This window comes from Enterococcus florum (assembly GCF_004309355.1).
Classification (GTDB): domain Bacteria; phylum Bacillota; class Bacilli; order Lactobacillales; family Enterococcaceae; genus Enterococcus_A; species Enterococcus_A florum.
The window spans coordinates 37,931-62,942 of the sequence record NZ_BJCC01000014.1 but is presented as its reverse complement, the minus strand read 5'-3'; the positions used below and the strand labels follow the sequence as shown (position 1 = coordinate 62,942).

General features: G+C 41.9%; 19 protein-coding genes and 1 tRNA gene. 15 read left to right on the top strand and 5 right to left on the bottom strand.

All coding sequences use genetic code 11. The annotated features are described in order from the left end of the window. Positions 1-202 precede the first annotated feature (202 nt). Complete coding sequence (gene ileS, locus NRIC_RS09150) at positions 203-2,992, top strand: isoleucine--tRNA ligase (protein ID WP_146622399.1); 2,790 nt, start codon at positions 203-205, stop codon at positions 2,990-2,992. 43 nt (positions 2,993-3,035) lie between these two features. On the opposite strand, the gene zwf is transcribed toward ileS, so the two are convergent. Next, positions 3,036-4,550: a glucose-6-phosphate dehydrogenase gene (zwf, locus tag NRIC_RS09145; protein WP_146622398.1), complete on the bottom strand. Its 1,515-nt coding sequence runs from the start codon at positions 4,548-4,550 to the stop codon at positions 3,036-3,038. A 15-nt stretch (positions 4,551-4,565) separates the two neighbouring features. Continuing rightward, complete coding sequence (gene efaR, locus NRIC_RS09140) at positions 4,566-5,213, bottom strand: transcriptional regulator EfaR (RefSeq protein WP_146622397.1); 648 nt, start codon at positions 5,211-5,213, stop codon at positions 4,566-4,568. Positions 5,214-5,419: 206 nt separating this feature from the next. On the opposite strand from efaR, the gene gltB reads away from it, so the two are divergent. Together gltB and NRIC_RS09130 are read left to right on the top strand one after the other, a co-directional pair. Continuing rightward, positions 5,420-9,919 (top strand): glutamate synthase large subunit, encoded by a 4,500-nt coding sequence (gltB, locus tag NRIC_RS09135; protein WP_146622396.1) that lies wholly within the window; start codon positions 5,420-5,422, stop codon positions 9,917-9,919. Between the two features lies 1 nt (position 9,920). Beyond that, positions 9,921-11,360, top strand: coding sequence for a glutamate synthase subunit beta (locus NRIC_RS09130; RefSeq protein ID WP_146622395.1), 1,440 nt, complete (start codon positions 9,921-9,923; stop codon positions 11,358-11,360). A 40-nt stretch (positions 11,361-11,400) separates the two neighbouring features. Here the strand turns inward: NRIC_RS09130 and NRIC_RS09125 are convergent, their stop codons facing one another. Further along, complete coding sequence (locus NRIC_RS09125) at positions 11,401-11,760, bottom strand: DUF4828 domain-containing protein (protein ID WP_146622394.1); 360 nt, start codon at positions 11,758-11,760, stop codon at positions 11,401-11,403. A gap of 102 nt (positions 11,761-11,862) precedes the next feature. Here NRIC_RS09125 and sfsA point away from each other — a divergent pair, with 102 nt between their 5' ends. From sfsA to NRIC_RS09075, 10 genes are all read left to right on the top strand, one after another. Then, a complete protein-coding gene (sfsA, locus tag NRIC_RS09120) occupies positions 11,863-12,594 on the top strand; it encodes a DNA/RNA nuclease SfsA (protein ID WP_146622393.1) in 732 nt (243 codons plus the stop codon). Positions 12,595-12,608: 14 nt separating this feature from the next. Continuing rightward, the gene (locus tag NRIC_RS09115) at positions 12,609-13,610 is read left to right on the top strand and encodes a Gfo/Idh/MocA family protein (protein ID WP_146622392.1); all 1,002 of its coding nucleotides are present in this window, start codon (positions 12,609-12,611) and stop codon (positions 13,608-13,610) included. Positions 13,611-13,618: 8 nt separating this feature from the next. Then, a complete protein-coding gene (locus NRIC_RS09110) occupies positions 13,619-14,797 on the top strand; it encodes a DEAD/DEAH box helicase (protein WP_146622391.1) in 1,179 nt (392 codons plus the stop codon). A gap of 56 nt (positions 14,798-14,853) precedes the next feature. Continuing rightward, positions 14,854-14,927: transfer RNA gene (locus tag NRIC_RS09105), tRNA-Arg, on the top strand. Between the two features lie 465 nt (positions 14,928-15,392). Beyond that, the gene (locus NRIC_RS09100) at positions 15,393-17,438 is read left to right on the top strand and encodes a BglG family transcription antiterminator (protein ID WP_175580048.1); all 2,046 of its coding nucleotides are present in this window, start codon (positions 15,393-15,395) and stop codon (positions 17,436-17,438) included. Next, a complete protein-coding gene (locus NRIC_RS09095; protein ID WP_146622389.1) occupies positions 17,432-17,908 on the top strand; it encodes a PTS sugar transporter subunit IIA in 477 nt (158 codons plus the stop codon). Before NRIC_RS09100 ends, NRIC_RS09095 begins: the two co-directional genes overlap by 7 nt. 20 nt (positions 17,909-17,928) lie before the next feature. Beyond that, a complete protein-coding gene (locus NRIC_RS09090; RefSeq protein WP_146622388.1) occupies positions 17,929-18,207 on the top strand; it encodes a PTS sugar transporter subunit IIB in 279 nt (92 codons plus the stop codon). A 26-nt stretch (positions 18,208-18,233) separates the two neighbouring features. Continuing rightward, positions 18,234-19,616 carry a PTS galactitol transporter subunit IIC gene (locus NRIC_RS09085; protein ID WP_146622387.1) on the top strand — a complete coding sequence of 461 codons (1,383 nt, stop codon included), beginning with the start codon at positions 18,234-18,236 and terminating at the stop codon, positions 19,614-19,616. A gap of 17 nt (positions 19,617-19,633) precedes the next feature. Beyond that, positions 19,634-20,569, top strand: coding sequence for a 1-phosphofructokinase family hexose kinase (locus NRIC_RS09080; protein ID WP_146622386.1), 936 nt, complete (start codon positions 19,634-19,636; stop codon positions 20,567-20,569). A 33-nt stretch (positions 20,570-20,602) separates the two neighbouring features. Further along, the gene (locus NRIC_RS09075; protein ID WP_146622385.1) at positions 20,603-21,259 is read left to right on the top strand and encodes a class II aldolase/adducin family protein; all 657 of its coding nucleotides are present in this window, start codon (positions 20,603-20,605) and stop codon (positions 21,257-21,259) included. A 44-nt stretch (positions 21,260-21,303) separates the two neighbouring features. On the opposite strand, the gene NRIC_RS09070 is transcribed toward NRIC_RS09075, so the two are convergent. Both NRIC_RS09070 and NRIC_RS09065 read right to left on the bottom strand, forming a co-directional pair. Next, positions 21,304-22,545 (bottom strand): aminopeptidase, encoded by a 1,242-nt coding sequence (locus NRIC_RS09070; protein WP_146622384.1) that lies wholly within the window; start codon positions 22,543-22,545, stop codon positions 21,304-21,306. 106 nt (positions 22,546-22,651) lie between these two features. After that, positions 22,652-23,095, bottom strand: a complete 444-nt coding sequence (locus tag NRIC_RS09065; RefSeq protein ID WP_146622383.1) for a flavodoxin — start codon at positions 23,093-23,095, stop codon at positions 22,652-22,654. 169 nt (positions 23,096-23,264) lie between these two features. Here NRIC_RS09065 and map point away from each other — a divergent pair, with 169 nt between their 5' ends. Beyond that, positions 23,265-24,029 carry a type I methionyl aminopeptidase gene (gene map, locus NRIC_RS09060; RefSeq protein WP_146622382.1) on the top strand — a complete coding sequence of 255 codons (765 nt, stop codon included), beginning with the start codon at positions 23,265-23,267 and terminating at the stop codon, positions 24,027-24,029. Positions 24,030-24,046: 17 nt separating this feature from the next. Then, entirely contained in the window at positions 24,047-24,979 is a 933-nt protein-coding gene (locus NRIC_RS09055) for a YihY/virulence factor BrkB family protein (protein ID WP_146622381.1), read from the top strand. Positions 24,980-25,012 lie beyond the last annotated feature (33 nt).

Here is a 25,012-nt window from a genome sequence, read left to right as displayed (position 1 = left end):
TGGTGTGAGAACGGCAGACCCTCTAATGAGAAAGATCCTCTAGCTGATTTTGATGATGAACAACAGTAATCATCAACGATTCATCTCGTTATCGATGGTGAGGAAATCAATGGATTTCAAATTTTGGGTGGTACCACGACAAGCTCGTCCCTTTGCGGATGCGCTTGTTTTTTTTATTTTAGAAAAGGAGAGTCGATGCGTAGTGAAGATGAAAGAAACACTACTATTAGGTAAAACCGCATTTCCCATGCGAGGTAATCTGCCGAATCGCGAAGGACAGTGGGAAAAAGAGTGGGATGAAAACGATGTTTATGGAAAACGTCAAAAATTAAATGAAGGCAAGCCAACGTTTGTATTGCATGATGGACCTCCTTATGCGAATGGCAATATTCACATTGGACATGCCTTAAATAAAATCAGTAAAGATATTATCGTCCGTTCTAAATCAATGTCCGGTTTTCGTTCTCCATATGTCCCTGGATGGGATACGCATGGGCTGCCAATCGAACAAGTATTGACGAACAAAGGAATTAAACGCAAAGAAATGACCATGGCTGAATATCGCCAAAAATGTTATGACTATGCATTAACTCAGGTAGACACACAGCGTGAGGATTTCAAACGTTTGGGCGTAGCAGGGGACTGGAAAAACCCTTATATTACGTTGACCCCAGACTATGAAGCAGCGGAGATTCGTGTGTTTGGTAAAATGGCTGAAAAAGGCTATATCTATAAAGGGTTAAAACCAATTTATTGGTCACCTTCTAGTGAATCTTCTTTAGCTGAAGCTGAAATTGAATACAAAGACGTAAAATCTGCTTCAATCTATGTAGCTTTTAAAGTCAAAGATGGCAAGGGGGTGCTTGATACTGATACAAGCTTGGTCATTTGGACAACAACGCCTTGGACATTGCCTGCAAACCAAGGGGTCGCAGTGAATCCAACGTATTTGTATGCAGTGATCGAAGCTGACGGTCGCAAATTTGTTGTAGCGAAGGACCTATTAGAAACAGTCCAAAAAGAAATTGGCTGGGACACTGTCGAAGTTTTAAAAGAATTGAAGGGTTCTGAGTTAGAGTCCATTGTTGCCAAACATCCATTTTATGATCGTGATTCACTGGTGATCTTGGGAGATCATGTAACGTTGGATGCAGGTACTGGACTTGTCCATACTGCTCCTGGCCACGGGGAAGATGACTATTTTGCTGGGAAGAAATACGGGTTGAAAGTTTTATCACCAGTAGACGACCGAGGTGTGTTCACAGCAGAAGCGCCTGGTTTTGAGGGAGTTTTCTATGACAAAGCCAATCCAATGATCACAGAACTGCTGGAGGAAAAGGGAGCGCTATTGAAACTAGATTTCTTTACGCATAGCTATCCTCATGATTGGAGAACGAAAAAACCAGTCATTTATCGAGCAACACCACAGTGGTTTGCATCAATCGATAAGTTTAGAGAAAATATTTTAGATGAGATTGAAAAAGTCGATTGGATCATTCCTTGGGGCAAAACCCGATTGTACAACATGATCCGTGACCGGGGAGACTGGGTTATTTCCCGTCAACGTGCCTGGGGAGTCCCTTTGCCGATCTTCTATGCGGAGAACGGGGAAGCGATCATCACACCGGAAACAATCGATCATGTTGCAAATTTGTTTGCTGAACATGGTTCGAATGTTTGGTTTGAAAGAACTGCGAAAGAATTGCTGCCAGAAGGCTTCACACACACAGGTTCTCCAAATGGGGAATTTACCAAGGAAAATGACATCATGGATGTATGGTTCGATTCTGGCTCTTCTCATGAAGCAGTCTTGCGCCAACGTCCTGAATTGACTTTTCCAGCTGACATGTACTTGGAAGGTTCTGATCAATACCGCGGATGGTTCAACTCAAGTATCACCACAAGCGTTGCTATCAATGGTGTAGCTCCTTACAAATCGGTGTTATCACAAGGCTTTACCTTAGATGGTGAAGGCCGGAAAATGTCTAAATCACTTGGAAATACGATTGCGCCAGAAAAAGTCATCAAGCAGATGGGCGCAGATATCCTGCGTTTGTGGGTCAGCAGCGTTGATTACGAATCGGATGTTCGTGTGTCAATGGATATTTTAAACCAAGTCGCTGAAATTTATCGAAAAATCCGCAATACCATGCGTTTTCTACTTGCCAATACGGCGGATTATGATCCAAAAGAGAACCATATTGCGTACAATAACTTACGGTCGGTCGATAAATACATGCTTGTTCGTTTAAATCAAGTTATTCAAAGCGTTCGAGAAGAAGGATATGACAAGTATAATTTTGTTCATATTCATAAGACAATTGTGAATTTCTTGACGACAGATTTGTCTTCTTTCTATTTAGATTTTGCTAAAGATGTCGTTTACATCCAATCGGAAGATAGTTATGAACGCCGTTGTATGCAGACCGTATTTTATCAAACGGCAGTGGCTTTGACGAAGCTGTTGACACCAATCTTGCCTCACACATCAGAAGAAATCTGGTCTTATCTGAAGGAAGAGGAAGAATATGTTCAACTAGCTGAATTTCCTGAGTACCAAGAATATGAGAATCAAGAAGAGCTGATCGATATGTGGCGTGCTTTTATGGACTTCCGAGACAAGGTTCTAAAAGCTTTGGAAGAGGCGCGAAACGAAAAAATCATTGGTCGTTCTCTTGAGGCCAAGCTTACCGTGTATCCTAATGAACAAGTACGTACTTTATTAAAAGCGATTGATGCTGATTTACCTCAATTGTTGATCGTTTCTCCAGATTCATTCAGTATTTCAACCGAAGAAGCACCTGACAAGGCGATGGCATTTGAAGATGTTGCATTGTTGGTTGAAAAAGCAGAAGGAGAAGTCTGTGACCGTTGTCGTCAGGTTCGTACGACGGTAGGTGCAGATTCTGAATTACCAACTCTATGTGCGCCCTGTGCAGAGATCGTTCATGAACATTTTCCCGAAGCAGTAGCAGAGGGATTCGAGAAATAATAAAAAAATTCCGGAATTCTTTTTAATGAATTCCGGAATTTTTTTATTTAAGTTTGCCACGTTCTCGATACCAATTATCTGGTTGCCAGATCCAGTAATGCTCGTTCTCGGAGAGGAGATCAAATGCTGCTTGTGGTCCCATCGTCCCAGCAGTATAGTTGGGAAAATCAGGAGTCTCTTGATCCCAGGTTTGTCGAATACGATCCACGATCTCCCAAGAGTTTGCCACTTCATCCCAATGAGAAAAATTCGTTCCGTCTCCATTGAGCGCATCTAGCAGCAGTTTTTCATAAGCCTCAGGGCTATTACCGGTTACTTCACAGCTGTGGCGGAAGTCCAATTTAACCGGATCTGTCTCAAAACCTTGTCCGATTTCTTTACCATTTAGGATCAGAGAAAATCCTTCGGTCGGCTGGATATAGATCGTCAAGACATTTTGCTGAAGTTCAGGCTGTGCAGATTCTTCATTGTCAAAATGAAAGACATTAACAGGGACTTGCTTGAAGACGATGTTGATACGGGTTCCCTTTTCAGTCATGCGTTTGCCTGTGCGGACGTAAAATGGCACGCCCGACCAGCGGAAATTATCAATTAGAAACTTGCCTGCAACAAATGTTTCAGTGGATGAATCCTCAGCAACATTTTCTTCCTGACGATAGGGTAGGAAATCGTGCCCATCTAACTTGCCTGTGTCATATTGGCCGCGAACAAAATTGTTCTTCACTTCTTCAGGACTATATCTCCGAATCGCTTCTAACACCTTGACTTTTTCTAAACGAATTGCTTGATCAGAAAAAGAGGTGGGGACTTCCATGGCTAGAAGTGACACGACTTGTAAGATGTGATTTTGAACCATATCTTTTAATGCGCCGCTTTCTTCATAATACCCTCCACGTTCCTCGACACCTAACGCTTCAGAAAAAGTGATTTGAACATTGTCGATATATCGATTATTCCACAAAGATTCAAAGATATTATTGGCAAAGCGAATCACTGCAATATTCTGGATCATTTCTTTCCCTAAATAATGATCAATTCGGAAAATATTTTGCTCAGGGAAAACTTTGCGGATCTCCTGATTGAGCTGATTGGCTGAATCATAATCGAATCCAAACGGTTTTTCAATGACCAACCGATTGAAGCCTTGTTCTGTCAAAATCTTTTGTGAAGACAAATGTTGAACGATGGTCCCAAAAAATTGTGGTGCCATTGCCAAATAGTAAATCCGGTTTTCTTGCAGCTGGTATTGCTCATCGAGTTTGACACTCAGTTCACGTAATTCATCGTAATGATTTGTATCATTCACATTGTGAGATAGATAGTAGAAATGACTGGCAAATGCGTCAGCTTCAGCGTCAGTAGGATCGAAGGACTGAATGGTTTCCTTCACGATGTCGCGATAGTAATCATCACTCCAAGGACGGCGGGCTGTTCCGATGACAGCGAAATGTTCGTTTAAGTTGCCTTTTCTAAATAAACGAAACAAAGAAGGGTACAGTTTTCTTTTAGCAAGATCACCAGTACCACCAAATATGGTAAATAATGCGGGTTGTTCCATTAGTAGTTCCACTCCTTATACTTTATCCACAAAAATTGTACTCGCTGCTTTGTAGCTTATTGCGGCCTTTTTTTGATCGTTTTTTAAAGTGATCGGACCTTCGTAAGCAGCAATATCGGTGATTGTAAATTCTTCATGGATCGTTATGCCTAGATCGACCAGATAATCTAGAAGCTCTTTTTCATCCAAGACACGAGCAATTGATACGGTCGTTCCAACAGGATAATCAATCAATGTTTTACGATCTTTCTCGTGGACATTTTTGCCTTGAGAAGGGATCATTCCTCCATGAGGACAAAATTTTGGTTTTTGCAAATAGTTATCTAATCTTTTTTCTAATTGTTCAGAGGTGACGTGTTCTAACACTTCTGCGTCATCATGAACCTCGTTCCACGAATAACCTAAATGATCGACAAGGAATACTTCCCAAAGTCGGTGTTTTCTGACCAATGTGCTGGCTTTCTCCAAGCCTAGCTTAGTTAGCTGAACGCCTTGATAAGGAGAGTGATTCACTAGACCTTCCTTAACCAATTTACTGATCATTTCACTTACTGAGGCGCCTGAAATCGTCAACCCTTCAACGATTTGTTTGTTGCTGACTTTTCGTTCATCGCCTCCCAGCTCTAAAATTAATTTTAAATAATCCTCACGATTTGGTGTCATTGTCTCCATCCTTTCAAGACTGGGCATACGTGAATAAGTTTATCAGATAATGCTATCTTTTACCATTTGATTCACTTCTCTTTTTTTGAATTCACGAACGATAACAACTGTGATAAAAAAATTTTTCTAAGAAATGTTGCACATGTCAATGAAAAAGGGTAGTATATTAAAAATAAATTAGAATTGTCAAAATATTCAAAGGATTGATGACTATGATGAAGCATGACAGAACGAAGCAACAGACAATGTATGATCCTTCATTTGAGAAGGACGCATGCGGAATGGGTTTTATCGCCCAAATGGAAGGCCGGGCCTCACGTGAATTAGTAACGCATGCATTAACAATGTTAGAGCGCATGAATCATCGTGGCGGAACGGGTGCAGAACCAGATACTGGAGATGGCGCGGGAATTTTATTGACTTTGCCAGATACTTTCTTTCGAGAAGAGGGGGAAAGGCAAGGAATCGATTTGCCTGCCTCAGGGGACTACGCCGTTGGAATGTTTTTTCTACCAGCGGATGAGCAGCAAAGACTTGGCTTGCTTCAAGCTATCACTAAAGATATTGAGATCGCAGGCTATCCTGTGATCTGGCATCGCGATGTTCCCTTTCAATTTGAAAATTGTGGACCTGGAGCACAACGGGTAATGCCTAGTTTTGTCCAGCTGTTTATCAAACGACCAATGGATGTGACAAAGGGTCGAGTTTTTGAAGATCATTTATTTCGGTTACGAAGAAAATTAGAGAAGACCTATCGAGGAAATGATATGTCGATCTGCAGTCTTTCTTCAAAAACGGTGGTATACAAAGGAATGCTGCATGCTTATCAGGTAGGGATCTTTTATGATGATTTGCAGGCGGAAAACTTTAAAGCCAGTATTGCTGTCGTCCATTCTCGGTTTTCTACCAATACTTTTCCTAGCTGGGATCGGGCACAGCCTTTTCGATTCTTGGCTCATAATGGGGAGATCAACACGTTGCGCGGTGCTGAAAACTGGATGAAAAGTCATGGTGTAGAAGTGTACAACCCTGAGGATTCCGATTCGGCTAAATTAGAAAATTGTATGGAATTTTTGTACCGAAACGGCAGAGACATTCCACAGGTGCTGATGATGATGGTACCTGAGGCTTGGTCGGAAGAAGCTAGCTTAAGCCCCAAATTGACTGCATTCAGTGAATACAATGCGAGTTTTATGGCGCCTTGGGATGGACCAGCGGCGTTATGTTTTACGGATGGTGAAATGGTCGGTGCCGCTCTGGATCGAAATGGACTGCGGCCTTCGAGATATTCGATCACAAAAGATGGGTTAGTCTTAGTTGCCTCTGAATCAGGTGTGGTTGATTTAGATTTCTCTACAGTGGTGGAAAAGGGTGTATTAGGCCCTGCGAATATGATTTTGGTGGATACGACAAAAGGAAAGTTTTATCGCAATCAAGAAATCAAGGAAAAATATGCAACACAATACCCTTACGAAGAATGGTTAGAGAAGCATCGTTTAGAGCTTCATCAGCTACCCGAGAATGAAAACGAGGCCAGTGAAATTTCAGAAACTGAATTGAAAAAGATGTGGCAGCTGCACGGGTATACCGATGAAATCATTCGTGGATTAATTCTGCCTATGGCGGAAAACGGGGAAGAACCCGTCATTTCAATGGGATTCGATGCTCCGTTGGCTGTGCTGAGCGAAAAGCCTCAATCGTTGTTCACGTATTTTAAACAACAATTTGCCCAAGTCACGAATCCACCGATCGATGCGATTCGTGAGCAGCTGGTTATCGGAACCGAGATGTTTTTAGGAAGAGACGGGGATATCCGAAAAGACTTACCAACCAGCTGTCAAAAATTGAAAATCACCAGTCCTGTATTGAGCACGACAGACTTCAACAAGTTGATTTCGTTGAATGAAAAGGGTCAAAAAACAGTTGTGATCTCCACCCTTTATAAAGTTCGAGAACATGAAGCTTGTTTAGAAGATGCATTGGAGCAAATGTTCAAGCAAGCTGAAGAAGCCGTCGATCAAGGAGCAACGATTTTAGTATTGAGTGACCGCGATCCAATGCCTGAAAAAATCTCAATGCCGATCTTATTAGCGGTCTCTGGATTGCATAATTACTTAGTTCGTAAGGAAAAAGCCTCATTAGCTAGTATTGTAGTTGATTCGGCTGAAGTGTGTGAGGTCCACCATTTTGCTACGTTGATCGGATACGGCGCCAGCGGAATCCATCCTTACGGCGCGTATGCCACCTTACAGGATTTTTCAGTTGAAAATGGACTGGAAAAATACCGAAAAGCAGCTGAAAAAGGAATTGTCAAGGTCATGTCGCGGATGGGAATCTCGACGATTGCTGGCTATCATGGTGCTCAACTATTTGAAGCGGTCGGCATTTCAAAACAAGTTACAGATCGATATTTCACTGGAACAGCTAGTCGAATCGGTGGATTGTCGCTGGTTCAGATTGAAGAAGAATACTTGAAACGCCATGCTGCAGCTTACGGAGCCAATGGCAATGATCAGCTTCCTTCTGGCGGAAGTTTCCAATACAAGGCAGAAGGCGAGCATCATTTATATAATCCAAGTACGATTTATCAATTTCAACAAGCGGTGCGCTCTGGAGATTATTCATTATACAAACAGTATGCAAATAAAATGAACGAAGAGGCCCTGGAAACACCAACGACCTTACGTTCAATGTGGGAATTTACTGGACAGCGAGAACCTGTTAAGCTTTCTGAAGTGGAGCCTGCTTCTAGTATCGTAAAACGTTTCAAGGTAGGAGCTATGTCCTATGGTTCATTAAGTGAGGAGGCCCATCAATGTATTGCTGAAGCAATGAATGCGATCGGTGCCAAATCAAACAGTGGGGAAGGTGGGGAAAATCGAAACCGATTCAAACCACGTGCAGATGGAAAAAATTTCAACAGTAAAATTAAACAAGTAGCTTCTGGCCGTTTCGGTGTAAATGCTGAATATTTGATGAGTGCAGAGGAACTGCAAATCAAAATGGCGCAAGGAGCAAAACCTGGTGAAGGTGGACAATTGCCAGGTAATAAAGTTTTCCCTTGGGTAGCAGAGATTCGCGGCTCTACACCAGGTGTTCGTTTGATTTCTCCACCGCCGCATCATGACATTTATTCGATTGAAGATCTTGCTCAGTTGATTTATGATTTAAAAACGATCAATCCTTATGCAAAAATCAATGTGAAGCTGGTTTCCAGTACAGGTGTAGGAACGATAGCCACAGGGGTTGTCAAAGCAGGTGCCGATGTAGTCGTCATTTCGGGATACGATGGCGGTACCGGCGCTTCTCCTAGAAATTCCATCCGTGATGCAGGACTTCCTTGGGAGATGGGACTGGCTGAGGCTCATCAAACATTGGCAATGAATCAGCTGCGTCAACGAATGATTTTAGAGACGGATGGCAAGCTGATGACTGGACGCGATGTTGCAATGGCTACTTTGCTAGGTGCCGAAGAATATAGTTTTGCTTCTTTAGCCTTGGTTGCTATAGGCTGCGTGATGATGCGTGTGTGCAGCTTGAATACTTGCCCAGTCGGTGTAGCTACGCAAAATCCGGCGCTGCGTAAATTCTTTGTCGGCAAACCTGAACATATTATTAATACCATGATGTTCATTGCAGAAGATCTACGAGAGATCATGGCTGAATTAGGCTTTAGAAGTATTGACGAAATGGTTGGACATACTGAAGTCTTGAAGCCGCGATTTGTAGCAAAGGGAAAAGCTAAATCCTTAGACTTCAGCCGAATGCTAACGTCAAGTGTTGGAATCACACGGAAAGTTGAAGATCCCTTCACTGAACAGCGTCAATGGAAAGAACTGGATGCCTTCTCAGAAGCGGCCATCAAAAATGGCGAGTTGATCCAAATCGACAGCACGATCAATAATGTGAATCGTTCTGTCGGCGCACGAATGGGCGGCTGGATCGCAGAGCGGTTTGGAAACTACGCATTGACTCCAGGACAGTTGAAGTATACTTATCGAGGCATTGCTGGTCAAAGTTTTGGAGCATTCATCACGCAAGGAATGGAATTGAAGCTGATTGGCGAAGCAAATGACTATGTGGCAAAAGGATTAAGTGGAGGCCGTTTAGTGATCGTCCCACCTGAAGAGGCGGGTTACGATGTTGAACATTCTCCAATCGTGGGAAATGTGGCGTGCTTCGGTGCAAATCGAGGAGAAGCCTATTTCAGAGGAAGAGCCGGCGAACGTTTTTGTGTTCGAAACAGTGGAGCCAACGTTGTTGTTGAAGGTGTGGGCGATCATGGCTGTGAATATATGACTGGCGGTGTGGCAGTCATTCTGGGATCAACTGGTCGAAACTTTGCTGCTGGAATGTCTGGAGGTGTCGCCTACGTTTACGATCCGCAAAACGAATTAGCTGGAAAATGCAACATGGAGATGGTTGATTTATTCCGTTTGGATGAATCAGGCGATGATACGATTTTAAAAGAGCTGCTGGAAAAACATTTAATCTTCACTGACTCGTTAAAGGCAGAGCAGTTACTGGCCGATTGGGAGAGAGAACAACAGCACTTTGTAAAAGTATATCCAACAGAATACCATGAAATGATCCAAGTCACTGATGAATTAGCGAAAACAGGATTAACCGGCGAGGAATTGATTGAAGAAGCCTTCACTAAAGTTATGGGTGTACAAACAGTCCCAGTTGGAAAGGAGCGTGGCTAATATGGCAGATCCATTTGGATTTTTGAAATACACCCGTCAAGACAATCCTTATCGTCCAGTAGAGGAGCGTACTCAAGACTGGTGCGAGTTGCAGATTCCTTTAAACGAAGAAGCGCGGCGTGAGCAGGCATCTCGTTGTATGAACTGCGGCATTCCTTTTTGCCATACCGGCATTTTTTACGGCGGCAAACGAGCAGTCTCGGGTTGCCCTAATGATAATTTGATTCCTGAATGGAACGATTTGGTTTATCGCGGAGAATTTAAAAAGGCCTTTGATCGACTAGCGAAAACCAATCCTTTGCCCGAAATGACGGGAAGAGTCTGTCCAGCACCTTGCGAAAAAGCCTGTACGGAGGGCCTAAATGGTTCTGGTGTAACGATCCATGACAATGAACGTTTTATCATCGATCATGCTTTTGAGAATGATTGGGTGAAAGAAACGGGGGTACCTGTGGAGCGAACTAATTTTAAAGTTGCCGTTATAGGATCAGGCCCTGCAGGATTGTCTGCTGCGTGGCGCTTGAATCAGCTGGGACACCAAGTCACCATTTTTGAACGCAGTGATCGTCCAGGCGGATTATTGATGTATGGAATTCCCAACATGAAATTGGACAAAGACGTCGTTCAGCGTCGAATTGATGTGATGGAACAAGTCGGAATCGAGTTTGTATTAAATACAGAGGTTGGAGTAGATATCTCGGCAGAAGAATTGCAAGCAGCGTACCATCGGGTGATCATTACCAGCGGCGCCAGTGTACCGAGAGATCTTAAAGTAGTCGGCAGAGAACTACAGGGGGTTCAATTTGCCGTTGATTATTTGACGGAATGCACAAAAGATGTGCTGAAGCACGGGAAAGAAGCCACCAGCAAAAAATTAGCTGGCAAGCACGTGATTGTTATTGGCGGTGGAGATACAGGAAATGATTGTATTGGATCTGCCATTCGGCAAGGTGCTGCTTCTGTGAAGCAGCTGGAAATCACTCCACGATTACCTGAATCAAGAGTGCCAGACAATCCTTGGCCAGAATACCCAATGATTGACCGAACGGGGTACGGACAAGAAGAGGGCTTGTTTGAAAATACGGATCCTTTGACTTATTACAGTACTTCTACAACTGCTTTTATCGGTGCAGAAAGAGGGCAAGTCATTGCGATAGAAACAGCAAAAGTCGACAATACCTTCCAGCCTATTGCAGGGACTGAACAAACCTTCAAGGCTGACCTCGTATTGCTTGCGATGGGCTTTATGGGAGCTGAGCAAAGCTTATTAGACCGTTTTGATGTACAAGAGATCTTTGATGATTACACAACGAATAATGAGCATGTTTGTGTAGCTGGTGATGCCAAGAGAGGACCAAGTTTAGTGATCTGGGCAATCAGAGAAGGTCGAAAGGCAGCGGAAACAGTAGACCAAATGTTACGTGCCTTTGTTTATCAGTAAATAAAAAAGAGCCATTCTCCTCAAAGGAGCTGGCTCTTTTTTAACTGGCAGGTGAAACAGCCATGTTGATATCATCCGCTTCGTCATACAATAAAGTCGGGACGCCGTCTTCGGCTTTGAGCAGTAAATGGTATCCTAATTGATCCTGTATCGCAAATTTTTCATCGCTTAATTCAATCAGCTGATAGTGGATCTCTTTTCCATCGATCATAATTGATAGGTCGGGATAAATGGTCATGGTATGTTTCGTCGCTTCTTTAGGATGAAAGAAGGACCACGATCCTACATATAATTGTGTCACATCTCTTGATTTCGTTGGCTCTCCCTTTTTTAAAATCGCTGACCCTGCAAGACCGGCTAACAAAGATGCGCCTAGAAACAATTGCCATCTTCTTTTCATCAAAAAAGCTCCTTTCGAATTCTTTACCATTTTACTATATAATAAAGAAGGTCTCGTGACTATCAGACTTTAGCAGTATTATTGAAAGAGAAGGATGACGCTATGAAATACGCATCAATCAAGATGGCCTATTTTATTGAGCGGCCCAATCGGTTTATTGCTCATTGCCGATTGGCTGAAACAGATGAAATAGTCATTGTGCATGTCAAAAATACGGGAAGAGGAAAAGAAGTGCTGCTCCCAAATGCTTTAGTAGCATTAAATTATCAACCCTCTTCAAAAAGGAAAACCGCCTACGATCTTGTAGCGGTAAAAAAGGGCGGAATGTGGATCAATATTGATTCTCAGATTCCAAATACATTGGCGGCAGATGGGATTAGAGACGGATGTATTTGTTTACCAAATCTAAAAGGAAAGATCACTTTTTTAAAACGAGAGTACCTTTACGGAACATCCAAATTCGATATTTATTTTGAGACGGATCACCATGAAAAAGGGTTCGTGGAAGTAAAAGGAATGACTTTGGAAAATCAAGGAATTGGAGCGTTTCCTGATGCACCAACATCTAGGGGATTAAAGCATGTAAAGGAGCTGTCTTCTGCGCAAAAGGAAGGCTACAAGAGTTACGTATTGTTTGTCGTGCAGTTTTCTGACGTTGTTAAAGCAACGATTCATCGGGAGATGCAACCCGATTTTTGGGAAGCTGTTTTGCATGCAGTACAAGACGGTGTGATGATTTTAGCGTATAATTGTGAAGTGGATGAAGAAACGATCTCGATCAAAGAGCGCGTTCCTTTTGATTTGTATCAATCTTTTGTTGATCCTAATCTTTGAAAGGCGGAATATCTATGATTAATTTAGGCATCATTGGAACAAATTGGATCACGCATCAATTTGTCGAAGCAGCATTATCGACAGGAAACTATGAATTAACTGCTGTTTATTCCAGAAAATTGGAGAGAGCACAGGAGTTTGGTGAGCGTTATGGCGAGGTAGAATATGCGGTTGATTTGACTACCTTTTTTGGTATCTCTCACATGAGTACGGTTTACATTGCTTCACCTAACAGTCTTCATTTTGAGCAAGCGAAACAAGCCATTTTGGCAGGAAAGAATGTTATCGTTGAGAAGCCAGCGTTTTCAACACCAGAAGAAATGGATGAAATCATCCATTTGGCTAATGAACATAACGTCTTTTTCTTTGAGGCAGCGCGAAATATCCATGAACGAGCATTTAAAACAGTAGCGGATTTCTTACCGCTGAAGGATCAAATCATTGGCGCTGATTTCAGCTTTATGAAGTATTCCTCTCGATATGACTTAGTCTTGGATGGCGAAGAACCCAATATTTTCTCAACGCATTTTTCAGGAGGAGCTTTGGTCGATCTCGGGGTTTACCCAATCTATGCAGCCTTGGCCTGGTTTGGGATGCCAAAGGAGAGCCATTATTTCGGAAAACTAATCTCTACTGGTGTGGATGGATTGGGAATCGGTATTTTGCGTTATGAAGATTTTGATGTTTCAATCCGTACTGGTAAAATCGGGGATAGTTTTCAGCAAGCAGAAATCTATTTGGATTATGGGACCCTTGTCCTAAACGCGGTCAATTCGATCGAAGAAGCTGTTTTTCATGATAGAAACCACGAACGTCAAGAAAAGTTGCCTATTCAGCAAGTAGAAAATCCGATGTCAGAAGAAGCAGATGCTTTTGCAGCTGTTATAATGAATCCGGAAGATCAAGACTTGGGCGTTTTATACGAATCTTGGGTCGAATTAGCAAGAAATGTGAATCAAGTCTTATTTGATATGCGAAAAAGTGCAGGGATCATTTTTGATGCCGACAAGAAATAGAGGAACTCATGAATAATTACGAATTGGCACCATTTTTACAAGCAAATTGGGAGAAAAATCATTTTTCTGAACCATCGTTGATACAAGAAAAAGTATTTCCCGAAATACAAGCGAAAAAAAATGTCGTTGGTATCGCACCAACTGGCAGTGGAAAAACGCTGGCTTACTTGATACCACTTCTAAACCAAGCCATCGCTGGACAGGCGAATCAGCTGTTAATATTAACCTCTTCGCAAGAACTGGCTATGCAAGTCGTGGAGGTCGCTCGTCAATGGACAGGTGGCAGCGATTTGAAGGTTCAGCCATTGATTGGTGGAGCGAGTATCAAACGTCAGCAGGAGGGCTTAAAGAAACGTCCAGAATTACTCATCGGTACTCCAGGGCGAGTGTTGGAGTTAGTGACCAGTAAAAAATTGAAGGTCCATCAGCTTCAAACGATTGTATTTGATGAGATCGATCAATTGATTCAGGGACAGAATTTGACCTTGATCCAACGAATCCTTAAAGCAATTCCCAAGGAGACACAGCGACTGTACTTTTCAGCTACTGCTGACAGAGTCTTGGAGGAGCTGCAGCATCTTGATGCTCAATTGGTGGTTGCTGATGTGAGTGAGACGGATCAGAGCCAAGGAACTGTTCGCCATTTTTATTTAGAAACAACAGAACGAAAAAAGGTTGACATGATGCGTAGATTATTGAACATGCCCATCTTTTGGGGGATTTTCTTCTTTAATCAGGTAGCTGATCTAGGCGCAGCTGAAGAGAAGTTATTGTATCATCAATTGCCCGTTGCTGGTTTAGCTTCCGACCAGTCAAAGCTTTCTCGAAAGCAGGCTATTGAAGGGTTCAAAAAACACCGACTGCTGGGACTGTTAACGACAGATATTGCCAGCCGTGGACTAGACATCCCAGCGCTGCCTTTCGTCATCAACGTTGATTTTCCTTTAACGGCAGAAAGCTATTTGCATCGAGCAGGCCGTGTTGGAAGAATGGGCAATGAAGGGACCGTCATTTCCATGTTGGCCTCTCATGAGATAAAAGAAGCAAAACGGATAGCCAAAAAATTACAGATTGCGTTGACACCAATTTATTTGCATGGTGGAGAATTAACAACAGAAGAGCCGATCAAACTGACGGAGAAACCTAAAAAAAAGAAGACAAAGAGCAGAGGGAACAGGCGGAGATAAGTCTTTGCCTTTTCTTCTTGCGAAATCCCACAATAATCGCTACAATAAATAAAGCTGTTCCTGTAGCTCAGTAGGATAGAGCGATCGCCTCCTAAGCGATAGGCCGCTGGTTCGAATCCAGTCAGGAACGTTAATCCCGCAAGAAAAATCTTAGCGGGTTTTTTTGATTTCTAGCAGGAAGTAAATGATGACAATGGAAAGCACGACGATTCTTTAAGCGGGATCGTTGTGCTTTTTAAAATACCCAAAATAAAATTTTTACGACGAAAAAAATGATAGTTCTGTTATTCAATGAACGGTGGTACTATTTGTTTGGAAGATGATCTGCAACGAATCCTTGATAGATACAAGTTTTTGGTGATTTATTCTAATTTAAAATGATATAAAAACAGTCTCTGTGTTTGTAAAATGAAAACAGGTGTTTTTTTATGAAATGTATTTCAGCAGATCTGTATAAGATCCAACAAATCCCCGACAGATCAATCTTCGTTAAACTTCGTCACAATCGATTATTTGATACCGTTTTCATTTTGTGATGAACTCGTCTGAAAAAGGCTATTTATCCTTTAATATAAATGATGTGAGGTGCAGGTCAATGAAAGAAATGGAAATCCAAATCATTCAAGAGTGTATGCAGCAGCAAAGAATCAATTTGAAAGAATTTACAACGCAGTATGAACTAGAGTCAGGAAAATTCGAAGCGGCTCTTCGATCGATCAACTGTTTGTTGGAAACGAATTTAGTCATTGATGAAAAACAAGTGTTTGTATCGGAGAAGGATCGGGAAAAGTGCTATCGCTATTTAAAAGGCAGCCGAATAAAATTAAATGCCTATTTTGATGTCTTCAATCGACGCAATTTATTGTATTTGCATCTGATTTTCAGCGAATTGGATTTAAATCTGCAGGAATTGGCAGATTTGCTTTTGGTCAGTAAGAATACAGCGTTGGCAGATATCAAACGGTTAAAAAAGGAACTTGAAGCAAAGGAGATTTATGTCAAATATTCAAGAAAGACCGGTTATTATCTATTTGGTTCAGAATTTCATTTGAGAAATGAGCTACTGAATGTCTTGAAGCTGTTGCTTACGAAACCTTATGGCCGCTATTTATTACTGGATACAGGGTATATCCAGCAAAACGAATTACTGCTTTTACGCAATCGATTAATCAATATACAACAAAAAGCTAGAATCACTTTTACCGAAGAAAGTATCGAGGAATTACCCATTCTCTTGAGTCTATTGATCAAACGTGCGCAGCGGTACAAGCAAAATTGGCATCTTCCATTTGAAAAATACGATCTGTCCAATACAAAGGAATATCCGATCTACATGGATATTTTTCGCGGATTTGAAGAGTTGAATGACTACGACCGACTTTATATGGTTATTCAAATTCTTTCCGCTACATTCGTTGAAACCAATCATGACGTTTTCGAGAATAGTGAGGTGAATATTGAGAACGCTATTGATCACTTTGTGACATTTTTAGAGGATGACTGTGTGATGCAGTTTAAAAATCGAGAGGAGCTGAAAAGCAAATTATTGCTCCATCTTCGTCCTGCAGTCTTTCGCTGCTTACTAAATGTGAATATTCGCAATCCATTAACACATGTACTTCGTCAAGAGTATCGGATGCTCTACAGCAAAATCAATGAAGGTGTGCCGATTATTGAGGCGGAAGCCGGTTGTCGATTTCCAGAAGAAGAAATTGCGTTTATCGCCATGATTGTGATCAGCTCAATGCAGGGTGTTAACCAGACGGAGAAGCAAAAAACGTTCAGTGCAATGGTTTTATGCAGAAGTGGTATGTCAATTTCGAAAATGCTGTTGGAAACGTTGAAGCAGCTGTTTCCAAACATCAAATTCATTGGAGCTTACGCGATCAGTGAGGTAGCCAAAAGTTCTGTCAAGCCTGATTTTCTCTTCACGACTGTTCCGATACATTCCGAAGTCACAACGTTTTTGATTCCGCCATTTCTTGATAAGCGTGCAAAGGAAGAAATTAAACAAAAGGTTAATTTGGCAATCAATCAGGACGTCAAAAAGAAAACCAAGGAATTATACAGCTTCCTTGATGATCTATTTCCCGATGGACATAAAGGGGATGCTATTGAACGAATTGAACGCTTTTATCAAAAGGATCAGGAAGAGCTTGAGGTACAAGAGAACTATTTCCAATTGGATCAAAAAAACTTCTCCTACAGCCATGCTGACAATTGGGAAGAGGTATTTCAACAAGCGTTTGATGCATTGAAAAACCGAGAGAGCATTACAGCGGATTATATTAAGGAGGTTCATCGTATCTTTCAACAAGATTACCAATACATGATGATCGCTCCTTGTACTTACTTGCCGCACGCAAAACCTGAATACGGTGTTTTACGACCAGATTATCAAATCACTTTATTGAAACAACCCGTTCATCTGCCCAATGGTGATCACATGAAGATGATGATTGCTTTGGCCCCGTCTGTTGAGAATCAGCATGTTGAATGGTTATTAAAAATGAACCATGTTCTATTAACCGATGATGTTTTGAAAAAACAAAAAGAGGTGTCATCTGCCGAAGCGTTTTATCAGCTGCTGACATATGCTTTTGAACATAATGATTACTTTAAAGAGGTGAGTGAATGTTAGGAACAGAGCTTTTTGATGAACGACTGGTTTTTCTCGAACCGGATATTTCTAGCAAGGAGGAATTATTTTGCTGGTTTTCAGATTATATGGACAAGGCTGGCTACGTAAAAGAAACGTATCTCGAAAACATTACGAAACGTGAAAAGAACTTTCCGACTGGCCTTCAAACAGCAACAGTAGGGGTGGCTATCCCTCACACGGATCCTGAAAATTTGAATAAACCTTTCATTGCTGTGATTCGTCCAAACCAGGGGATTGAGTTTGAACCGATGGGCATTGCTGAGGGAAAAATCTCAGCAAAATTGATTTTTATGTTAGGCGTATTAAAGGATGGGCAGCAAGTGATTGCTTTGCAAAACCTGATGGGATTGCTGTGCAATGACAAGGCAGTAACAGACTTACTGAAAGCCAATGATGCGAAGGAAATCATTGCAATCATTGAAGAAAATTTTGAAACAGTCGAAATCTAACAAAGAAAGCAGGGAGAAACATGAAAAAAATTATTGTAGCATGTGGCAGCGGGGTGGCTACTTCACAGACGGTTGCCAGTAAGGTGAGCCGTTTACTAAAGGACCGAAATGTAAATGCCTATGTAGAAGCAGTAGATCTAAAATCTGTGGATCGATATATGGACTCGAGCGTGGCCTATATTACGATCACTAAAACCACAAAAGAATACCCTATTCCGGTGATCAACGGAATTGCCTTTTTAACAGGGATGGGTCAAGAAACTGAATTACAAAAATTGATCGATATCGTCAATAGCTAGCACAGAAAAATGGAAGGAGCAATAAAATGGAAATTTTAAGTTCAGTAGTCGATTACTTACTTGGGTTAGGAGCAGCGATCTTTGTTCCGATCATAATCATCATTGCTGGGTTAATCGTAGGGATGAAAGTAAAAGATGCCATCAGTGCCGGAATTACTCTAGGAGTGGCTTTTACGGGAATGACTATGCTGATTGGGTTCATGACAGGTGCGATCAGTCCAGCCGCAGAAGCAATGTTAGAAACGACTGGAATTTCTCTGCCGATCGTTGATGGAGGATGGACTACTATGTCTACGATCTCATGGTCTTGGCCCTATGCATTCTTAATGTTTCCGCTGATGATCGGAATCAATGTATTGATGTTGGTTTTGAATAAAACCAATACCTTTAATGCAGATCTTTGGAATGTTTGGGGAAAGATTTTTACCGCAGTAGCAGTGGTAGGAATTACCGGCAGTGTCCCACTGGCTTTTGTTGTTGCTGCAGTTCAAATTGTTTTCGAATTAAAAAGTGCGGATGCACACCAGCATAGGATCGAGAAGTTATCTGGGATCCCTGGCGTGACTTGTACCCATAAGATGGTGTTTATGGCAGCGATTTTCTATCCGATTGATAAGTTGTTACGGAAAATTCCTGCGTTGGACAAAGAGTTTGATGCAGAGGCGTTGAAGGACAAAGTTGGTATTTTTGCGGAGAACCACGTTTTAGGGTTTATTTTAGGTATTGTGTTTGGAGTGATGGCCCGTTATACCATTGCTGAGACGTTAACATTAGCCATTCAAGCTGCTACGGCATTGACCCTTTTTCCGGTTATCACTAAATATTTTATGCAGGCATTGTCTCCAATTTCTGAAGCTGTCTCCGATTTTATGAACAAAAAGTTTGCAGGAAGGACATTATTGGTGGGACTAGATTGGCCATTTATGGGTGGATCAAATGAAATTTGGCTGGCAGTCATTTATTCTGTACCTGTTACATTGATCTTTTCTATGTTTTTACCAGGAAATGAGATTTTGCCGTTTGCTGGAATCATCAATATAGCTTTAGCGGTCCCAGCTTTCTTAGTGACCGGTGGAAATTTGTTGCGGATGATTATTTTATGTACGATTGGAGCCCCAATGTTCTTGTGGGTGGGCACAGCTTTTGCACCATTCATGACGTCGCTGGCTAACCAGACAGGTGCAGTGGAACTAGCAGCAGGTCAAATGATCTCGAATAGTTCAATTGATGGCCCGGTATTTACTTATGCCTTTTCTCATGTCTTCAAGTTTTTGGAAGGAAACTTCATCCCAGCGATTATCTTGGTCGTGTGGATCGGCTGTTTTGTGTTCTATTATAAAGATTTACAACGAGAAGCCAAAGCGGACTCAGAAGCTTTGGAAATCGCAGGCAATGAAGAGATCGCTTGAGAAAATGAGGGGAATCTATGATCTACACGATAACACTGAATCCAGCGATCGATCGGTTGATTTATCTGAATGAGGCATTAACTAAACGAAAAAATAACCGAGCCGATCGCGTCGCTTATGACATAGGAGGAAAGGGCACCCATGGTTCATATGCCATGACTCAATTAGGAGTAGCTAATCTGGCTTTAGGATTTGCAGGAGAGGACAATGCAGACAAATTTCAGCAGATTTTGGAGAACAAAGGCATTCCTCATCACTTTCTTTACGTGAGTGGTAGTTCGACCAGAGAGTCGTTAGTTTTGATTGATCCAAATAATCAGGGGTCCACAATGGTCACAGAACCTAGCTTGGCAGTGGCTGCTAAAGATAAAAGACGATTGATCGAGTATTTGCGTCAACATCTAACGAAAGAAGACATGGTTTTGGTAGCGGGCTCTCAACCGCAAAACTTTGAATTATCGGATCTAAAAGAACTACTGGTGACCATTAAACAAGCAGGTAGTTTTCTAGCATGCGATCTTTCCGAAGAAGCATTATCGTTGGCGGTATCTGTAGGAGTGGATTTTATTAAACCCAATGAGTTTGAAATTGCTGCATTGAGCAATGGCATTGATTCTATTGAACAAACATTACAAGAACTGGCAAAGGGAATTACGTGTATCGTTGCCTCAAGAGGAGAAAAAGGATGTACTTGTTATTATGGAGGAGACATTTATAACGTCACTGCTCCAAAGGTAGCGGAAGTCAATGATACTGGAGCAGGGGATTGTTTCGTTGGGGCTTTTCTTGCGACATTTTATCAAACACAAGCGATCATTCCTTCACTCAAAATGGCGAGTGCCTGCGCAGCAAACAAAGTGCAGTATGAAGACAGTTCTTACTTTGTTGCGACGGAAGCCAAAGAGTTATTAAGCCAGGTAAAAATCACACAATCAACAAGCACGATTTGTTAACTATAGTAGAGCAACGCAACAAGGAGGAAAACGATGTTATATCCAACAGAGAGAGCAAATTTAGCTAAAATCACTAAAAATATTTACCAACGTTACGGAACCAATGCAGCAGGGGGAAATATCAGTGTTCGTTTAAATGACGAGCATATCATTATGACACCAACGTTAATGTCGCAAAACCATTTGTGTGATTTGTCACCATACCAAATATTAGTGGTAGATATGAATGAAATGATCGTCGAAGGGGATGGCAGGTTGACTCGAGAGATCAATATGCATATGGCCTGTTATCGTCAAAATCGTAAAATTGGTTGCGTTTTGCATGGTCATGCTCGGGAATCAATGGTATTTGCAAGTATGGGGATCGATATGCCAAATCTGACAGAGGCAACCCAAAAATTTGGCGAGATTCCTTGTCTGCCATTTGCGCCTGCTTGCTCGCCAGAATTGGCAGAAATCGTGTCAGAACATGTGAAACAGCTTGACAATGATGTGTTATCTAAGGTGATGCTGCTAAACAAACACGGGGTCTTGGTGCTGGAGGAGTCACTGAATAAAGCCAATGATATGCTGGAACGCTTAGAATACAATGCGTACATTGCCTACAAATCGATGATTTTCAATAAATTAGGTATTACGAACGACACTCTTCACGAAGAACAAGCATATGCTTTCAATCTGGAAGAATGAAAAAGCTCCGCAGCTTATCATCTGATGAGTTGCGGAGCAGTTTTTTATTGTGCCCAATCCCCGTTGCGGAAAACAGGAACACGGGTGCCATCAGCGCGAATACCGTCGATCGCCATTTCTGATGAACCGACCATAAAATCAACATGGGTTTGACTGCTGTTGAGACCAGCAGCGGACAGCTCATCTTCGGTCATTTCAGTGCCGCCTTCAACACTGAAAGGATAGGCTGCACCTAAGGCCAAATGATTCGAAGCATTTTCATCGAATAGGGTATTATAAAAGGTGATACCTGATTGAGAGATTGGAGAAGGATCGGGAACCAAAGCGACTTCACCTAAATGCCGTGCTCCCTCATCTGTATCCAGCAATGAAGTCAGTACTGCTTCTCCCTCTTTGGCAGAATGCTCGATCACTTTGCCGTCCTTAAACGTAAATTTCATGTCCAGCAGTGTAGTTCCTGCATAACTTAACGGCTTAGTGCTGGTAATATAACCGTCTACCCGATTTCGGTCAGGTGCCGTAAAAACTTCTTCTGTGGGCATATTTGCCATGAATTCATTTCCATCGGCGGCAAAACTGCCTGCACCTTCCCAGATGTGGTTCTTCGGAAGTCCGATCATTAAATCTGTTCCTGGAGCAGTATAATGCAACGCTGTGAATTGTTCCCGATTTAGTCGATTCGCCTGTTCACGCATCGTTTGATCATGTTCTCTCCATGCCTTTACTGGGTCTGCGTGATAGATTCGGGTTGTTTTGAAAATTTCATCCCACAAAGCATCCACTTGTTCTTCAGTGGCAGGCAACTCAGGGAAGACCTTTTTTGCCCAGGCAGGACTGGCCGCTGCAACCACGGTCCAACGGAGCTTATTCGATTGTGTTGCTTGCATAACCGGCTTAAGAGCTTGTCCTCGAGCAGCTTGATAGGCGGCCACTCGGTTGGTATCAACACCCAAAAGAGCGTCTGGGTTTGAGGAGACGATGCTGATTCTGCTGACTCGACGTTCTGCAAAGTCTGCGGCCTCCGCTTTTTTGTATTCTGGAACCGTCGTTAAGCGAGCCTCCGCAGCGTTAGAAAGAAATTCTTTTTGAACGATGTCGTCATTCCATTGCACGATCACTTCAGCAGCTCCTAAATCATAAGCTTGCTGCGTAACCAATCGAGCGAGCGGTGCTTGCTCAACACTAGCATAAACTACCACTGTATCAGATGGTTGAGTATTGATTCCAACCTCGTTGATCAGACGAGCGTATTTTTCTAAGTTTTCTTTGAAATTAGGCAGTACCATAGCCATTCCTCCATTCATTTTACTTATCATATCACGTTTTATGAAATGAGACAGACCAAATGTTTACACAAAAAATGCCGATCCTAAAAAGGACCAGCATTGTTTTTTAAGAAGCGGCTTCGACAAGTGTTTTCGCAAAAACTTCCAATTTTTCAATGTCCTCTTCCTCAGGAGCCATTTCAACTTTGACGTTTTCAGTACCTTTGCTTGCGCCAGTTTTCGCGAAAGCTGCATCAAAATCATCTACTGATTTGCAGTAGAATTCATAAAATGTGTCTCCAGATCCACAAACACCATAGGTTTTACCACTCAAATCAAGTTCCTGTAATTCTTCATACAAGTCCACGATTTCGTCAGGTAAGTCGCCCTCACCATACGTGTACGTGGCAACAACACAAATGTCAGCATTCTCAAAGTCTTCTGCTTCGACTTGTGTGCATTCCTCTACTTCGACTTCAATATCTAAATTTTCAAAAGCCTCTGCAACGATGTCAGCGATTTCCTCTGTGTTTCCAGTCATGCTGGCATAGACTATTTTGGCTAAGGTCAAAAAAAATTCCTCCTAAAAATTCCCAGAATAAAGGTGACTGTATCAATTTCAAAAGTGATTATACCAAACTAGCAGAAAAAAGGAAATGTTTCTTCTAATCACTTCTTAAGCATTTGTTCGCTTTATAGTGATATGTTAAAATAGGAAAGATGAAAAAGGAGACGAGAACATGATCACATTAAAATCACCTAGAGAAATTGATATGATGAAGGAATCTGGCGAATTATTGGCAGATGTCCATCGTCATTTACGCGACTTTATAAAACCTGGAATTACCAGTATGGAAATCGAGAATTTTGTTAGAACGTTTATTGAGAGTCGTGGCGGAAAAGCTGCGCAAATCGGATTTGAAGGCTATGAATATGCCACTTGTATCAGCATCAACGATGAAATTTGTCATGGTTTTCCTCGTAGAAAGCCGTTAAAAAAAGGCGATTTGATCAAGGTCGATATGTGTGTGGAATATAAAGGGGCCATGTCAGATTCTTGTTGGGCTTATGCAGTAGGAGAAGCAACGTCAGATGTGCAACGTTTAATGGAGGTCACTAAAAAAGCCTTATACATTGGAATCGAGCAGGCACAGGTCGGCAATCGGATCGGCGATATCGGACATGCGATTCAGACTTATGCAGAAGGTGAAGGATTCTCTGTTGTACGTGACTTTGTAGGTCACGGCATTGGACCAACGATCCATGAAGAACCCGCGATCCCTCACTATGGTGAAGCTGGCAAGGGCTTGCGTTTGCGAGAAGGCATGGTGATTACGATCGAACCGATGATCAATACTGGCGATTGGCAAATGAAGATGGATCCTAATGGTTGGACCGCCTATACAAGAGATGGCGGTTTAAGCTGCCAATACGAGCACACTTTGGCCATTACTAAAGAGGGACCGATTTTATTGACCTCTCAGGACGAAGAAGGAACTTACTAAACATTTGAGGATAATTTATGGGTTTAATAAAGAAAATTCAAAGCAATGAGAAACTGATGCGATTCATTGAATCCATTCAAAAGCATATTACAGAAACAGAAATAGGCGGCCGTTCAGTGGTGGTCGCCTATTATTTGTTGTTGTCTTTTTTTCCGTTGCTGATTGTCATTGGCAATCTACTTCCTTATTTAGATATTACTCCTGAAACAGTTTTGCCTTATGTGCGCGAAATTATTCCTATGGAGATCTATAATTTTTTAAAGCCAGCAATCGAAAACTTGTTGTCCAACAATTCTGGCGGCTTGCTGTCGATTTCAGTACTGGCAGCGTTGTGGTCAGCCAGTAAAGGAGTCAATGCATTGCAAACAGCCCTTAATCGAGCCTATGGGGTTGAGGATCGAGGAAATTTTGTAATTAGTCGAATCGTTTCTGTAGGAATGGTTGCGGTTTTACTAGTTGCGATTATTGGAGTTGCCTTATTCTTTAGTATTGGTCAAGTCGTGATGGATGCGCTGCAGCCTCTGCTAGGGTTTTCAACAGAGTATATCGATATTTTTACTACGCTTCGCTGGCCTGTAACTGTAGTGGGCCTATTGCTTATTTTGAGTGCCTTGTATATGGTGATTCCAAATGCTCGTGTACCCTTCAAATATACATTGCCTGGTACAGCAACCACCACAATCGGTTGGATGGTATTGACACAGGGATTTGGCTTATATGCACGTACTTTTGCCAGAAGTATCTCTGGGTATCAAATCATCGGAAGTTTCATTGTCTTAATGCTGTGGCTGAATTTTGCGGCTACTCTGGTCATTTTTGGTGGAATCATCAATGTGACACTTCAAGAGTTTCAGACGGGTAGAGAAGTGAAGGAAGGGCGTAATCGATTCCAGAAGATCCTGCGTTTTTTCAAACGTAAAGCTTTTAAGAAAAAAAGTGAAAAAGACTAGTAACTTTTTTAAATATTTTATAGTACGGTTGTA